At 40.4% G+C, this 14,731-nt stretch carries 14 protein-coding genes; 3 read left to right on the top strand and 11 right to left on the bottom strand.

Features of this window, described 5'->3' with window-relative positions; translation table 11 throughout:
• The first annotated feature begins 17 nt into the window (after window positions 1-17).
• Together KS242_RS05970 and KS242_RS05965 are read left to right on the top strand one after the other, a co-directional pair.
• The gene (locus KS242_RS05970; RefSeq protein ID WP_217323440.1) at window positions 18-815 is read left to right on the top strand and encodes an alpha/beta fold hydrolase; all 798 of its coding nucleotides are present in this window, start codon (window positions 18-20) and stop codon (window positions 813-815) included.
• A gap of 232 nt (window positions 816-1,047) precedes the next feature.
• Window positions 1,048-1,233 (top strand): hypothetical protein, encoded by a 186-nt coding sequence (locus KS242_RS05965; RefSeq protein WP_217323439.1) that lies wholly within the window; start codon window positions 1,048-1,050, stop codon window positions 1,231-1,233.
• Window positions 1,234-1,252: 19 nt separating this feature from the next.
• Here KS242_RS05965 and pepF read toward each other — a convergent pair whose 3' ends face one another.
• The 11 genes from pepF to KS242_RS05910 form a co-directional block, all read right to left on the bottom strand.
• Entirely contained in the window at window positions 1,253-3,067 is a 1,815-nt protein-coding gene (gene pepF / locus KS242_RS05960) for an oligoendopeptidase F (protein WP_217323438.1), read from the bottom strand.
• Window positions 3,068-3,213: 146 nt separating this feature from the next.
• The gene (locus KS242_RS05955; RefSeq protein WP_217323437.1) at window positions 3,214-4,317 is read right to left on the bottom strand and encodes a competence protein CoiA; all 1,104 of its coding nucleotides are present in this window, start codon (window positions 4,315-4,317) and stop codon (window positions 3,214-3,216) included.
• Between the two features lie 107 nt (window positions 4,318-4,424).
• On the bottom strand, window positions 4,425-5,096 hold the full coding sequence (mecA, locus tag KS242_RS05950; protein ID WP_217323436.1) for an adaptor protein MecA: 672 nt from the start codon (window positions 5,094-5,096) through the stop codon (window positions 4,425-4,427).
• Between the two features lie 280 nt (window positions 5,097-5,376).
• Window positions 5,377-5,772 carry a transcriptional regulator SpxA gene (spxA, locus tag KS242_RS05945; protein ID WP_217323435.1) on the bottom strand — a complete coding sequence of 132 codons (396 nt, stop codon included), beginning with the start codon at window positions 5,770-5,772 and terminating at the stop codon, window positions 5,377-5,379.
• Window positions 5,773-5,999: 227 nt separating this feature from the next.
• Window positions 6,000-6,590 carry a GNAT family N-acetyltransferase gene (locus KS242_RS05940; RefSeq protein ID WP_217323434.1) on the bottom strand — a complete coding sequence of 197 codons (591 nt, stop codon included), beginning with the start codon at window positions 6,588-6,590 and terminating at the stop codon, window positions 6,000-6,002.
• A gap of 93 nt (window positions 6,591-6,683) precedes the next feature.
• The gene (locus KS242_RS05935) at window positions 6,684-7,883 is read right to left on the bottom strand and encodes a putative glycoside hydrolase (protein WP_217323433.1); all 1,200 of its coding nucleotides are present in this window, start codon (window positions 7,881-7,883) and stop codon (window positions 6,684-6,686) included.
• A gap of 188 nt (window positions 7,884-8,071) precedes the next feature.
• Complete coding sequence (locus tag KS242_RS05930; protein WP_217323432.1) at window positions 8,072-9,016, bottom strand: ABC transporter ATP-binding protein; 945 nt, start codon at window positions 9,014-9,016, stop codon at window positions 8,072-8,074.
• A complete protein-coding gene (locus KS242_RS05925; RefSeq protein ID WP_217323431.1) occupies window positions 9,013-10,068 on the bottom strand; it encodes an ABC transporter ATP-binding protein in 1,056 nt (351 codons plus the stop codon). The genes KS242_RS05930 and KS242_RS05925 overlap by 4 nt, the downstream gene beginning before the upstream one ends.
• A 17-nt stretch (window positions 10,069-10,085) precedes the next feature.
• Complete coding sequence (gene opp3C, locus KS242_RS05920) at window positions 10,086-11,237, bottom strand: oligopeptide ABC transporter permease (RefSeq protein ID WP_217323430.1); 1,152 nt, start codon at window positions 11,235-11,237, stop codon at window positions 10,086-10,088.
• Between the two features lie 4 nt (window positions 11,238-11,241).
• Window positions 11,242-12,168: an oligopeptide ABC transporter permease gene (opp3b, locus tag KS242_RS05915; protein WP_217323429.1), complete on the bottom strand. Its 927-nt coding sequence runs from the start codon at window positions 12,166-12,168 to the stop codon at window positions 11,242-11,244.
• 131 nt (window positions 12,169-12,299) lie between these two features.
• Window positions 12,300-13,994 carry a peptide ABC transporter substrate-binding protein gene (locus tag KS242_RS05910; RefSeq protein ID WP_217323428.1) on the bottom strand — a complete coding sequence of 565 codons (1,695 nt, stop codon included), beginning with the start codon at window positions 13,992-13,994 and terminating at the stop codon, window positions 12,300-12,302.
• Between the two features lie 301 nt (window positions 13,995-14,295).
• Here KS242_RS05910 and KS242_RS18300 point away from each other — a divergent pair, with 301 nt between their 5' ends.
• The gene (locus KS242_RS18300; protein ID WP_217323427.1) at window positions 14,296-14,685 is read left to right on the top strand and encodes a DUF3899 domain-containing protein; all 390 of its coding nucleotides are present in this window, start codon (window positions 14,296-14,298) and stop codon (window positions 14,683-14,685) included.
• The last annotated feature ends 46 nt before the right edge of the window (window positions 14,686-14,731 follow it).

Genomic DNA, 14,731 nt, shown 5'->3' with positions numbered 1-14,731 from the left:
CTGAAGGAGGAAATATTATGAAACAACGTTATATAGAATCAGACGGTCTCCGACTTGCTTACTTAGACAATGGTGTAGAATCGGATCATGTTTTAGTTCTGATGCACGGCCTCTTCGCTCGTGCCAGCTTATATATCCCATTTATGGAGCGTACAAAAAATTGGCGGATTATTGCGCCAGACCTGCGCGGCCATGGAAAAAGTGATCATGCAGGAGCACTTGCAGACTATGACCGTGCTGCCTATCTCCATGATTTGGAGATATTGCTTAATGCAATTGGACCAGCCAAGCAGCTCGTACTTCTCGGCCACTCTTTATCAGCTGTCACAGCTTATCAATTTGCCGCAGCTCATCCTGCTCGCATTAATGGTCTTATCATAGAGGATATGGGACATAAAGTATCTGGCGAATTGTCTTATGCAATGACATTCCAAGAGCCCGCACCAACGCTTACCGCTCTTTGTCAAAGCATTGAACAAGCCCAAGATGAAAACCATTACTTGTATTATGCAGAAAGCGCTTATGAAGCAGAAGATGGCTGGCGTCTTTGTTTTGATAACAAAGGCATCCAAGCATCACAAGATTACTTGAACGGTGACTATACAACAACCTTCCAGCAAGTCTCCTGCCCTCTTTTATTAATGCGCGGTGCCCACTCCCCTATTTTGTCTGAAGAAGTCTGGAAGGAAATGCAACAACTGCATCCACATGCAGAAGCTGAACAATTTGAAAAGTGCGGCCATAGCATTCATTTTGAAGATCTGGATAGCTTCACTGCATCTGTTCATCAATTTCTAAACAAATGGAATGCATAAAAAAAGGCCTGCCTAATGGCAGACCTTTTTCATGTATAACTTCTACTGAGGGGATGGGAGAACAATAATCCAAACAAAGGGGACTTGTTTGTGATGTTTCTCACAAATATAATGTACCAAATATACATTTGAATAGCAACCTTTATGTGCATTATTTCACAAAAAAGACACAAGCTCAGCTAGTCTAGCTATTCCACTCTCTGCATACAGTTAAAATAGCGGAGGTGAAGCGATGAAAGGTATTGGCATTCTATTGATAGCTTTAGTACTATTCGCCATTTGTTTTAACATTCTCGGATTACTGCAGCTCGTTTCATTAGCGGTCACACTGCCTATATTGTTTTTATCTATATTTGCTCTCTGTTATTTCCTGACAAGGAAACGACAATTTAAAGGCATGAAAAAACCGACGCGTTAGTTAGCGTCGGTTTTGTACTTTATTTTTTTAACAGCTCTTCCATTTCGTTCAGTTTTGCTTCAAATACATCAAGCGCTGATAAAATCGTCTGCTTATCGTTCATATCCACTCCAGCAGATTTTAGCACCTCAATTGGATAATCACTGCTGCCTGCTTTTAGGAAGCCTACATATTTATCAACAGCAGGCTGTCCTTCTTCCAAGATCTTAGCAGACAACGCTGTCGCAGCTGCATATCCTGTCGCATACTGATATACATAGTAATTGTAGTAGAAATGCGGAATGCGCGCCCATTCTAACCCAATCTCTTCATCAATTGTTAATTCTTCACCGAAATACTTCTTGTTCAAATCATAATATAGAGATGTGAGTTTTTCCGCTGTCAGAACTTCGCCATCTTGCTGATGCTTATGAATCAGATGCTCAAATTCAGCAAACATCGTCTGGCGGAAGACAGTGCCGCGGAATCCTTCAAGGAAGTGATTGAGCAAGTATAGCTTCTCCTTCTCATCATCCACACTATTGATCATATATTCGTTTAACAATGCCTCGTTACAAGTAGATGCAACTTCTGCAACGAAAATGGAGTAATTTCCATAGCGGTATGGCTGGTTCTTACGCGTATAATAACTATGAACAGAGTGGCCGAATTCATGTGCCAGTGTAAACAGGTTGTTCACATTATCCTGCCAGTTCATGAGAATATATGGATTCGTACCATATGCACCAGAAGAATAAGCACCGCTGCGTTTGCCTTTATTTTCTTCTACATCCACCCAGCGATTTTCGAAGCCTTCTTTAAGAATGGATTGATAATCTTCTCCTAACGGCTCCAACCCTTTAAGAACAAGCTCTTTTGCTTCTTTATACGATACCTTCATATCGACACCTTTTACAAGCGGCGTATACAAATCGTACATATGCAAGTCATCAAGCCCAAGTACTTGCTTGCGAAGCTCTACATATCGATGAAGCAGCGGCAAACGCTCATTTACTGCTTCGACTAAATTATCGTACACTTTTTCTGGAATCTTATTATTATCAAGCGCCGCTTGACGGGCAGACTCATAATTTCGCACCTTTGCGTAGAAATTATTTTTCTTTACCGTTCCAGATAACGTCGTTGCGAATGTATTGCGAAACTGACCGAATGTATCGTACATAGACTTAAACGCATCTCGACGTACGCGCTGGTCACTGGACTCTAAGAACGTAACATAGCGGCCGTGTGTAACATCCACTTCCTCCCCCTCTTCGTTCTTAATGCTAGGGAAAGTAAGATCTGCGTTATTTAACATTCCGAATGTAGCAGCACCATTATCTGTCACTTCAGAAGCTTGCGCAAGCAATGTTTCTTCCTTCTCAGACAATACGTGCGCCCGCTGACGGCTGATCTCGTTTAATGTATGCTCGTACACTTTGAGATCATTGTTTTCTTTTAGGAATTCCTCTATACGTGCTTCATCAATTGCAAGCAATTCCGGTACAATATAGCTCATCTTACTTGAGATTTGGGTAATCAATAACTCTGCTTTGGATTGAAGAGCCTGATAGTGACCATTCGTTGTGTCTTGGTCATAACGCATATGCGCGTATGTATACAGCTTGCCTATCCGCTCAGATAGCTCGTCCTGCAGTTTGAACATCTGGTATAGCGTATCTGCAGATTCGTTTAACTTGCCTTGGAATGCGGAAATTTCATCTCCGTCCTCAGCTAACGATTTGCGTTCTTCCTCCCATTGTTCATCAGTTGCGAATATATTCTCCAGGTTCCACGTGTTCTCCACTGGCACCTCGCTACGTTTTGGTAATGACTTTGATTTTGCCACGAACATCCTCCTCCAATACTGTTGCCTTTTTCTGTTCCTAAACTATTTCGTATAATTGATGGGAAAATCCTTCATTTACAAGCATTTTCTCTCTTCTTATTATATATATAAACTGCCGTTTCATGCGAAGAATACGATTGTACAGCGAACAGTTAAAAAGGAGAAGCTTTTAGCTTAAGAAAGGAACCATCCTTATTCTGCTCAAACATGCCCATTTGACAAAGCTTCTCCATATATGTTGCCACCGGATGCTTCGTTGTATGTACAGCAAATGGCTTAATTGCTGTTTCCCATCTTCGGCACGTATAGAACAATTGCGCAAGCGTTATATTTTCTCCGACGGCAGCTGTGTCCAATTGATGAAGCCATAAATCCGTCTGCCAAATAAAAGGAGGAACCGAGAACCTGAACTGTGATTCCACAGGCTGCAAAATAGAAATTGGAATATCCTGCAGAAGGTACCCCTTCTCATATATTTGCATTACCCATTGTTTTACCGATCTTGGAGCATAGGTCAGCGGCTTTGCAATCGTTCGGCTTTGCAATTGTTCCCAAGCAAGGTCAATTGCTTGCTGATGTTTGGGAAGAGGCTGGAATAACTGAGGAAATTTTATCTGTTGGAGTGAACGGAAATAAAACTGTCCGACTGTCTGTTTTTTTCCGGTTAAAAGGATATGCTGCACATTATAAAACGCTTGTGCATCTGCACAATAATAAAGCATCTGCAATGGTAAATCCGGCTTTAGTTTCATAAGAAATCGCTGTTCTTTTCTTGGTAAATGAAACAGATATGTAGAGGTTCGCTTTAAACGATTACCGCCAAGAATCCAGACAGCTTGAATCCCTCGCTGTTGGTACACTTCATTCCGGCTTATCAATTCATCATCCGATATAGATGCACATTGATACTCAATGGCTATCTTCTTGCCACCTTTTGCATGCACCAGAAGATCCGGCCTTCTTTGCGTATTCACAATGCGCTCTTCTACGTTCACTGTATAACCTTGCTTCTTCAGCCAGTGATATAGCTGCAGCTTCCCCCGCAGATGATATAAACCTTCTCCTTTCCCCTCCATTTCACAATCCTGTATATGAACATGCGCAAAATGGGGTATGGTTTTCTTACCTGCTCGTATCTTGACTGGTTTGCGGCAGACAGGACAAAAGAAATGTGCTTGACGAAAGAATTGGATCTGTTCCTTTCGATAAGCAGCAAGCAGAATCATTCTGCCGTCGTCCAGCTGTGCCTGCAACATGCTCACCACCTCCTTAAGACCAGTTTACACCAACTGCAGAGCGAGGAAGAAAAACGCTGTAAAATTGAATTTCACGCACAAAAAAATAGACATTCTTGTAGGAATGTCTATTTAAGAGGGAAATACTGCTTTATTTGTGCGAGTGCATCTTCCGCGAAAATCACCTTGCCGTATTCTTCTAGTCGGTAAATTGTTGTCTGACAATCATAGCCGAACTCCAGCACTTGACTCAAGATATCTTCTTGCTCATCATCACCGAGCACACTATCATCAAACTCTACATAAAGCATATACTTATCTTTGTAATGGAAAAGTCTATTTTCAATGCCAGATGTCTCTTCAAAATAATGGCTTAGCTGAATAACATCTTCAAAGTCACGGAATTGGATAACAAAGGATAGTTCTCCCTCATCCTCTTCTTCAGCTGTTTCATTATGAGAGCCGAACTTCTCTTCAAGAACAGAGTCAACTTTATCTTCAACAGACGCTTGAATTGTTTTATCATCTACATTTAACTCCAAGCTCTCGCCATCTTTTGTAAGCTGAGCTTTTGTCACAACGATTTCTAATCCTTTGTCCATCGCTTGTACTTGAATCCAAAGCGGACCATCCACACTGAAATCTTCTTTGTAATTCACTTCGTCCATCATTTGCCAAAATAGCTGCTCGCTGCGTTCACGGTTGTACCAGATATCTTCTTTATCAAAACCGCGGTCTTCAATGTCTATATAAGAAATATAAAATTTAATCGTATTTTCATTAATTCTTTCGATTTCCATGGTTTTCTCTCCCTCCAGTAAAGTGGCAGGTGAAAAACGCCCTCTCGCATTTACACTTCCCGCATTCCCTTACCCTCAACCAAACTTTTTCTGTGTCTATTTCTATTTTATGATAAATTGTCCCTAATGGAAAATAGAAAGGCCTAGGATTGCCGAAAAAAGGCGAATGACCTCATTGGGATTCTGTACATTGTAGCGCATTTCAGATAATTTGTCATCCGCTTTACTCAAAGCAAAAGGGCGCAAATCCCGTGGGATCTGCGCCCTTCAACAGCTAGAACTAGTTGACCATTCGCTGTGCTTCTCGAAGCTGGAATGTACGTACTGTTCTTGGCAGGAAGCGACGAATTTCGTCTTCATTATATCCGACCTGCAGCCGTTTCTCATCAAGGATGATCGGACGTCTTAGCAGACCTGGGTTTTCTTGAATCAAGCTATATAACTTTTTCAATGGTAATTGATCTAAGTTCATATCTAGACTTTGGAAAACCTTCGAGCGTGTAGAGATGATCTCATCCGTACCATCCTCTGTCATACGCAGGATTTCCTTGATTTCTTCAAGTGATAAATTCTCGGAGAAGATGTTCCTCTCTGTAAACGGAATATCATGCTCTTCTAACCAAGCTTTAGCTTTGCGGCAAGATGTACAACTTGGTGAGGTATAAAGTGTTACCATTTAAACTTCACTCCTCAATACAGAATATGTTTCTATTTCTTTGCCCATGGAAAGATTTTATTTAAAATAATTTTAATGTAATCTCTCTATGTACAAGTATACTACAGCGGTCAAGTATTTGAAAGACTTCCTGAAAGATACCACAGTTTTTACACAAATATACGTTTGTTTCGTTCCTATGGTTACTATTTACCCCGCCTGCATAATCTAAAACCAATTTTATTAAATTATTTCTTATTATCTTTTAAGGTATGGAAAATGCTATCCTTTGCAGCATCTTTCTCAAAGGTCAGCACTTCATCCGCTTCCTGATATGCTTTTCCATATAAATCTTTGTCTTTGTATGTATGAATCTGCTCATACATTTCTCGCATCGCCTGATAGATTTCCTCTTCGGTTTCATCATTTGGAGCCCAGAAAAGGATTTCCATCGGATTCTCTTCATTTGTTGCTAAAGAGCGGCGGTTATAACCTATCGCCTGGGCGTGCTGAAAACCTTGCTTCTCGTAAAAACGCAGTCGTTTTTCCGAATCGGAATCTTCATATTGAATAGGTTCTACTTCTAAAAGAATAGGTTTTTCTTTCGCTTTCAGCTTATCAATTAGCTTTCCGCCAACCCCTTTTCCGCGGGTCTTAGCAGAAACATAGACGTAATCAATAAACAGAAAGTAATCAAATTCTGCATACATCAATACATGATCTTCGCTTTCATCTTTAAAGTATACATCTGCTTTTTCTTTTAGCAGTAACTCCATATGTTCCTTTGATTTCATCTCTTCAATCGGAAAATATTTACTCAGTTTTTCATACCAATTCATAAGGCAGCTCCTTCAGTGACGTTATAACGTAATTATTCCCCAGAGCGCTTGTGCTAAACAAAACAGCCCCTTCTGAAAGGAGCTGTTTTTGTCTTAAGGTGTATAATCTACACCCTCTGTGTAACTATTACCGGCATTCCAAATGAGAAATTCATCGATTCCATTCTCATTTAGCGCACGAATTTGATCTTCTACCTCTTGTTTGCCATATTGTTTCGAGGATACCCACGGTGCTTCAAAATCTTGAATCCAAGGTCGGGATTCTGGAGCGTTTTCGAGTTTTCCTAATACTTCATTCTCCACTTTGGCATATTCAGCCGTCAGTTCATACGGATGGTCGTTCGGGACATCAATGCCAAAGTAAGAAGTCCAGTGACTCGGATAAATCATAGAAGATATAACATCTACATTAGATGAAATCTTAGAGAAATTCTGCCCAATTCCCGGTGCCTCTTTTAGCGTTGCAGCATAGCCAAAAATGTCAACCGATGTTTGAACATCATAATTGGCTAGTTCTTCTTTTGCATAAGCTACAAAGTCTGTCACAGCGCGCACACGTTTTTGAACACCTGTTGTTTCTGAATCTGTATAGTCACCGTGATCATATTGTAATGTTTCCGATCTTTTCTCGAATCCTTCCGGGAAACGGACATAGTCAAATTGAATCTCCTGGAATCCCATCATCGCAGCTTCTTTTGCTAATTCAACATTATATTCCCATACTTCATGCTGGAATGGACTCACAAATGCTTCTCCTCGCCCATTCTTCCAAACGCTTCCATCTGGATTACGGAAAGATAGCTCCGGTTTCTTCTCCGCTAATAGAGTATCTTTGAAGACAACAATGCGGGCAATCGGGTATATCTTATGTTTTTCTAATTCCTTCAGCATTTTCTGCGGGTCGTCAATATAATCTTGTGCTATATCGTAGTATGGAGATTTTTTGTCTGGCTTATATGTAATGTTACCGTGGTCATCTTTAATGTCAATTACCATCGCATTAAGATCTGTGTCATCTACAAGCTTTACGAGGCTGTCGAACCTTGCTCCTCCTGCACTAGGACCAGTTACGTAAATACCTCTTACAGCGTCTGGGTAGTCAAATGACAGATCCGATGAGTATGTAAATCGTTTCATAACTTGCGGTACTTCATACGACTGCACAGTCGCTGTCCGAGTCTTCAGCTGTTTTGTTTCCAGCGTTTCTCCTTCTTCTGCAGCAAATGCAGCGGTTGGAACAAGAGCGGTGACTGTGAAAGCGGCTGTCAGCATTACATTCTTCCATTTTCCCATTCTATCAATCTCCTATATGTTGGTTACTTTCATTATAAGGGAGATATATGGCAGATGAAACCGCTTTTTGCAAAACATTGCTGAACTGTGTCATTTGTTGCTCTCCCTATTCCTATTTATCCTAATTTACTAAACAGGAAACCTGAACACAGAAAAAAATCGCAGCTCTGAGCTGCGACTTTTATTTATTAGTTTGTTACTGTGTTTGACTGCTCTTTTTTGTAAGCTTCGAATTCCTTCGTTGTGCATAACACCCAATGTCTTGGGCTGATTTCACGAAATTCTGGTTCTTCACTTGTATCATGCTGACTTGGATCATACACGATACGTTTGCGATTACGCTCATAAATTGGATCCGGAAGCGGAATGGCAGAAAGCAACGAGCGTGTGTATGGATGAATTGGATTTTTGTACAGTTCTTCCGCATCAGCAAGTTCAACAAGTTTACCGAAGTACATAACACCAATGCGGTCACTGATGTACTTTACCATTGAAAGATCATGGGCAATGAACAAATACGTTAGACCCTTATCTTTTTGCAGCTTCTTCATCAAGTTAACAACCTGCGCTTGAATTGAAACATCCAGTGCAGAGATTGGCTCATCCGCGATAATGAATTCTGGGTCTACAGCAAGTGCACGTGCAATCCCTAAACGCTGACGCTGCCCGCCGCTGAACTCATGCGGGTAACGGCTCGCATGCTCTTTATTTAAACCAACTGTTTCTAACAGTTCATAAACTTTTGCTTTTCGTTCCTCCGCATTTTTTGCCAGACCGTGGATATCAATACCTTCTGCAATAATATCCATTACCGTCATACGTGGGTTTAAAGAAGAATAGGGATCTTGGAAAATCATCTGCATCTGACGATTGAATTTCTTCAGTTCAGATTTGTTCTTCTTCCCTTGTACGTTATCGCCTTTGAAAAGCACTTCTCCATCTGTGGAGTTATACAAACGGATGATAGAGCGTCCAGTTGTGGATTTCCCACAGCCTGACTCTCCAACAAGACCGAAAGTTTCTCCTTTATAAATATCAAACGTCAATCCATCTACTGCCTTGACGACGTTATTTCTTCCAAGTTTGAAATGCTGCTTTAAATTCTTAATTTCAACTAATTTTTCCTGACTCATGATCGCGTCGCCTCCTCAGAATGATCCATTGAATCAATACGTTTCTTCACTGACGCGGGTGGCTCAATCTTAGGTGCATCTTCATGCAGCAGCCAAGTAGCCGCATAATGCGTATCCGACACCTTAAACATCGGCGGCTCCTCTTCAAAATCAATTTCCAAAGCAAAACGGTTACGCGCAGCAAAGGCGTCACCCTTCGGAGGTGCAATCAAATCAGGAGGTGTACCTGGAATTGCAAACAGTTCCTCTTCGTCACTCTCCAGTGTTGGCATGGAACCTAAAAGACCCCAAGTGTACGGGTGCTTCGGATTGTAAAACACCTCATCGACAGTTCCAGTTTCCACAATCTTTCCTGCATACATAACTGCCACCCGGTCTGCAATGTTTGCTACAACGCCCAGGTCATGGGTGATAAAGATGATTGAAGTGTTCACTTTCTTTTGAATGTCCTTCATCAGGTCCAGAATTTGAGCCTGAATAGTTACATCCAATGCTGTTGTTGGCTCATCTGCTATGAGTACGCGCGGGTTACAAGCAAGTGCCATCGCAATGACGACACGCTGGCGCATACCGCCAGAGAATTGGTGCGGATATTGCTTCATACGAGCTTCAGGATTTGGGATTTGAACTAAGTTCATTAGTTCAATCGCTTTATTACGTGCTTCTTCTTTGCCTAGCTTTTGGTGCTTTAATAAGCCTTCCATAATTTGAGTACCGACTTTCATTGTCGGATTCAGTGAGGTCATCGGATCCTGGAAAATCATTGCTAATTCCTTCCCACGGATTGACTGCATATCTTTATCTTTTAATTTTGTAATGTCTTTATCATCAAACATAATAGAACCATCTTTAACATAACCGTGCGGCTTCGGAAGCAATCCCATCAATGCTTTTGTTGTTACCGATTTACCTGAGCCAGACTCTCCAACAATTGCAAGTGTCTCTCCTTTTTTCAGATCAAAGGAAACGCCCCTTACCGCCTGTACTTCACCGCTATGGGTATTAAATGATACTTTGAGGTCATTCACCTCAAGGATATTACCGTTTTTCAAGGTAGTCGCCTCCTTTTTTATTTCTTCATCTTAGGATCGAATGCGTCACGCAGTCCATCACCTAGGAGATTAAATACAATCATAAGAACTGAGATTAGAACAGCTGGGAACACAAGCAGTGATGGTGTTGTCAGCAATGTTTTAAATCCGTCATTAATAAGTGTACCAAGCGATGCTGCTGGTGAAGGTAGTCCTAGTCCAATAAAGCTTAGGAATGCTTCAAAGAAAATTGCTGAAGGGATAGAGAACATTGTGTTAACAATGATTAATCCCATAACGTTGGGTATCAAATGTTTTAAGATGATTTTTCTATTCGGCGCCCCTAGCGTACGAGCTGCAAGAACGAATTCTTGTCCTTTTAATTTCAGTACCTCACCACGTACAATCCTGGCCATACTAGTCCAGCCTGTTATTGTGAGCGCAATAATAATTGCTAAGATACCTGGATCAAGGACCAGTATCATTAAAATAACAACTACCAAGTTTGGTATACCAATAACGACTTCTAAGAAACGCATCATATAGTTATCAACACGGCCGCCATAATAAGCAGCAATACCTCCATAAGCAACACCAATTACCAAATCAATTAACGCTGCTGCAAAGGCAATCAGAAGTGATACTCGCGTACCGTCCCATACACGTGTCCATACATCACGGCCTAGTCGGTCTGTACCAAAGTAAAAATATTCATTTCCCAGCCCTTTAGCAGCATACTTATCATAAGTAGCTTTCACTGCTGCTGAGTTAGGAGTGCCATTCCCCTCACTAACAACCTCAAATTTTATAAAATCACTTGCATTATCATATTGGGTGTTCGCCTTCATTTTTGCAGTTTCGACATTATTACCATTGAAGGTTTTTGTTTCCATTCCATCCAAGCCTAGAAAAGAAACATTCTCCAAAACGGGTATCCTTGGACCCATTAAAGATCTATTTAGATCTTGATCTTTATATGAGTAGTCACTCACTATAGGAGCAAAGATGCTCATTAATAGAATGAAAAGCAGGATGAAAAATGAAATCATAAAGAATATATTTTTCCGTAAGCTTCTTACTGCATCTTGCAGCAAGGTGGAATTTTTTCTTGCTATTACTTCACTTTGGTCTTGCGTGCGATCGGCAGGACGAAAGAGGTTTTTATTCGGCTGTTTTTTTTGATTTTCCATATTCTCAGTCCTTTCCAGAAATCCGTATTCTAGGATCAATCAATCCATACAAGATATCAATGATTAAAATCATTACTATAAATACAACAGCAAAGAACATCGTTGTACCCATAATAATCGGGAAGTCATTGGTATTAACAGATGATACGAATTGCTCACCAATTCCTGGAACGGCAAAGATCTGTTCAATTACAAGCGTACCTGTAAGCAATCCAACAGCTAAAGGTCCCAAAATGGTAACCAAAGGGATTAAAGCATTTCGAATACCATGTTTGAAAATGATTGCAGGACCTGCTAAACCTTTTGCGCGCGCTGTTGTTATATAATCCTCATTCAGCACTTCAATCATTTCAGTTCTAATAAAACGTGCACAAGTAGCCATTGGGAAAATGGCTAATGCTATTGTTGGCAAAATGGAATATTCAAACCCACTCCATGTTGCGACCGGAAGCCATTGCCACTGCACCCCTACAAAATATTGTAGAAGTCCAGCAAAAACAAAAGATGGAATTGATGTTCCTAGAACAGCTATGATTGTTGCAGCGTAGTCTGTAATTCCGTTATGGTAGATTGCCGAAACTAAGCCAAGCAAAATACCTAAAATTGTTCCAATAATCAACGCTTGAATTCCTAGCTGTGCGGAAGGTCCAATTCGATCAGCAAGAATATCAGATACTTCTCGATTATCAAACTTAAATGATATACCAAGATCTCCTTGTACAAGACCCCCAAGATAGTTTACGTACTGGACTGGAATAGGATCATTTAAACCGTATTTCTCATAGATAACTTCCTGCTGTGCTTCTGTCAATTTGTTTGCGTTTGCCAATGGCGAACCAGGCAATAATTTCATTAACATAAAAGAAATTGTCGCTATTAGAAATAGTGTGATGATCATATAAATGATCCGCTGCCCTATATAACGTGCCATATGAGCACCTCCTAAATAATTTGTCGAAAAATTCCCTATAATTAGATAACTATTACCAATGGAAAAGAGAGTATATTCCGTGTTGGATATACTCTCTTCACCAGATTCATTTCGTGTAAGTTATTTTAGACTTATTCTACAGCAGCGTTATCTGCATAAGCCCACTTGTATTCGAAATCGTTACCAGCCGGGTTAGTGAATACACCTTTCACTTTTGGACTCCATAGGTACGCATTACCATCCTGCCATAGAGGTGCAATTGCTTTGTCATCTTCTAGCAAAATTTTCTCTGCATCCAAGAAGTTCTGCCAACGAGCATCTGGGTTTGTTGCATTTTCAGTTGCTGCTGCTTCAATTAGAGAATCATATTCTTCATTGCTGTATGCCATGTTGTTGTTTTCTCCATCCGTTACAAACAAGTCCAGGAAGGTATTCGGGTCGATATAATCTGGTCCCCAACCTGAGATTAGGATATCAAAATCACCAGCTGAATCTAAATCAAGTCTTTGTTGGAAAGGAACTTGTTTTGTTTCGACAGTAAGTCCTTCCAAGTTTTCTTCCAACTGTCCCTTAACATAGTCAACGATTTGACCAGAAGTCTCAGTATCACCAGTTAATATTTCTAATGTGATTTCTTCTTGTCCAAGTTCTTCTTTAGCTTTTGCCCAAGCTTCTTTTGCAGCATCTAAATCATAAGTGAGCAAATCACCGCTCGCTTCACGGAAGTCTTCCCCATCAGGACCGGTTGCAAGACCTTTAGGCACTAAACCATTTGACACTGTAGATCCATCATTAAGAACAACGTTTACTAATCCTTCTTTATCAACTGCTTGAGAAATTGCTTCTCGTGCATTAATATTTGCTAATGGCGTTTCTTCACCAAGACGATTTTGGTTAAGCTTTAGATACCAAGAAGACATAGTTGCAACAGGAATGTAAGCTGGATCATTAATACGCTGATCAACGAATTCCGCGGTCAATGGTGCACGGTCAACTTCTCCTGTATCGTACAAGTTCACACCTGTAGCAATATCTTTTACTACTTGCAGGTTGATTTCTTCTAGCTGAACATTTTCAGCATCCCAATAAGTATCATTCTTTTCGAATTTCATTGAGCTTCCATGGTTCCATTCAGTCATTTTGAAAGGTCCGTTAGAAAGCAAGTTTTCAGGTTCAAGCGCGTAATTTTCACCTTGTTCTTCAACAAATTTCTGATTTAATGGCATAAAAGTAGGGAAAGTGGTTAGAGATTCGAAGTATGGAGTTGGATTCTCCAATTGTACTTCAAGAGTGTAATCGTCTACTGCTTTAACTCCTAATTGGTCAACTTCCATTTCGCCTGAGTTAATAGCGTTAGCATTTTTAATAACGCCGCCCATCATATATGGACCGTATTCAGAACCAGTATCTGGATTGATTGCACGCTGCCAAGCGAAAACAAAGTCGTTTGCAGTAACCGGGTCTCCATTTTCCCACTCTGCATTTTCACGAAGTTTGAATGTCCAAGTCATACCATCTTCACTCACTTCAGGGTCGCCAGTAGCGATACCTTCTGCAAGAGAACCATCTTCAGCAAGACGATAAAGGCCTTCCTGCGTTTCCGAAGTCCACTGAATACCATATTGGTCATCAGCGAGTGATGAATCCATGGATGGTATCTCATCACCAATAATCAAATTAAATACCTGTTCTCCATTCGCAGAGCCTGAAGCGCTATCTCCGCTTCCGCCATCTCCGCCTGAGCTGTCAGAGCCGCCGGAACATGCTGCTAGGAATGAACTAAGTACTAAAACAAGTGCAACTAATAACCAGTTCTTCTTTCTCATGTAAAACATGACCTCCCCAAAAATTCTAAATTTTTTCAACATTCAACGAACAACTTGTTCGCAATTAGAATTATACAAGTTTTCTCACAATTTGTGCACCCCTAAATTTATAGGAATTTTACAAAAGTGCGAAAACATTGCATTTTCATAACGAAAAAGAGGACTATATACCTAGTTTGTAATGATGATTTTCTTCTTTATTTTATGTTATTCACACAATTTTACTGTGCATTAAACTTGATATCGCTCCTTTTACCTAAAAGATTCGATTACTAAAATACTAGAAAGCAATTATGATATAATGGTACATCATATTACGAAGGCGGTTTTTATTTTGCTTGGTAAAGGACATTTCATATTATTATTGGTCAACCTAATAATTATAAGCATCCTATTTTTCACTTCTGATGTACTGAACTTACTTACGTTCATTAATTCACTCTTTTACGTTGCTTTCTTTTATTTTGTCGTTGCTTTACTTTTATTTGTTATTAAAGGCAGAATATTGGATGGTCTCACAAGAAGCTTTCGCAGATTCGGAAAGATAATGAGTAGGGGATTATTTGATTTTGATGATAACGGTAGCCCCTCTCAATGGGTGAACCGCTCATTTCTACGGTATATGCAGTTCCAAGCAGCCGTCCTAATCGGTCTAATGCTTATCCTGCTGGCTATATATTACCTCATCTGACAGACCGGCTTGCAAACCGGTCGCAAGATGCATATAATAGTTAACT

It is taken from the genome of Terribacillus sp. DMT04 (genome assembly GCF_019056395.1).
GTDB classification, from domain to species: Bacteria; Bacillota; Bacilli; order Bacillales; family Amphibacillaceae; genus Terribacillus; species Terribacillus aidingensis_A.
The sequence above is the reverse complement of the archived record's forward strand: the minus strand, read 5'-3'. Positions and strand labels throughout refer to the sequence as shown.

Bases quoted from the DNA above. Each gene is read 5' to 3' on its own strand.
- KS242_RS05970 (WP_217323440.1), top strand. From the start codon at position 18: ATGAAACAACGTTATATAGAATCAGACGGTCTCCGACTTGCTTACTTA.
- KS242_RS05965 (WP_217323439.1), top strand. From the start codon at position 1,048: ATGAAAGGTATTGGCATTCTATTGATAGCTTTAGTACTATTCGCCATT.
- pepF (WP_217323438.1), bottom strand. From the start codon at position 3,067: ATGTTCGTGGCAAAATCAAAGTCATTACCAAAACGTAGCGAGGTGCCA.
- KS242_RS05955 (WP_217323437.1), bottom strand. From the start codon at position 4,317: ATGTTGCAGGCACAGCTGGACGACGGCAGAATGATTCTGCTTGCTGCT.
- mecA (WP_217323436.1), bottom strand. From the start codon at position 5,096: ATGGAAATCGAAAGAATTAATGAAAATACGATTAAATTTTATATTTCT.
- spxA (WP_217323435.1), bottom strand. From the start codon at position 5,772: ATGGTAACACTTTATACCTCACCAAGTTGTACATCTTGCCGCAAAGCT.
- KS242_RS05940 (WP_217323434.1), bottom strand. From the start codon at position 6,590: ATGAATTGGTATGAAAAACTGAGTAAATATTTTCCGATTGAAGAGATG.
- KS242_RS05935 (WP_217323433.1), bottom strand. From the start codon at position 7,883: ATGGGAAAATGGAAGAATGTAATGCTGACAGCCGCTTTCACAGTCACC.
- KS242_RS05930 (WP_217323432.1), bottom strand. From the start codon at position 9,016: ATGAGTCAGGAAAAATTAGTTGAAATTAAGAATTTAAAGCAGCATTTC.
- opp3C (WP_217323430.1), bottom strand. From the start codon at position 11,237: ATGGAAAATCAAAAAAAACAGCCGAATAAAAACCTCTTTCGTCCTGCC.
- opp3b (WP_217323429.1), bottom strand. From the start codon at position 12,168: ATGGCACGTTATATAGGGCAGCGGATCATTTATATGATCATCACACTA.
- KS242_RS05910 (WP_217323428.1), bottom strand. From the start codon at position 13,994: ATGAGAAAGAAGAACTGGTTATTAGTTGCACTTGTTTTAGTACTTAGT.
- KS242_RS18300 (WP_217323427.1), top strand. From the start codon at position 14,296: ATGGTACATCATATTACGAAGGCGGTTTTTATTTTGCTTGGTAAAGGA.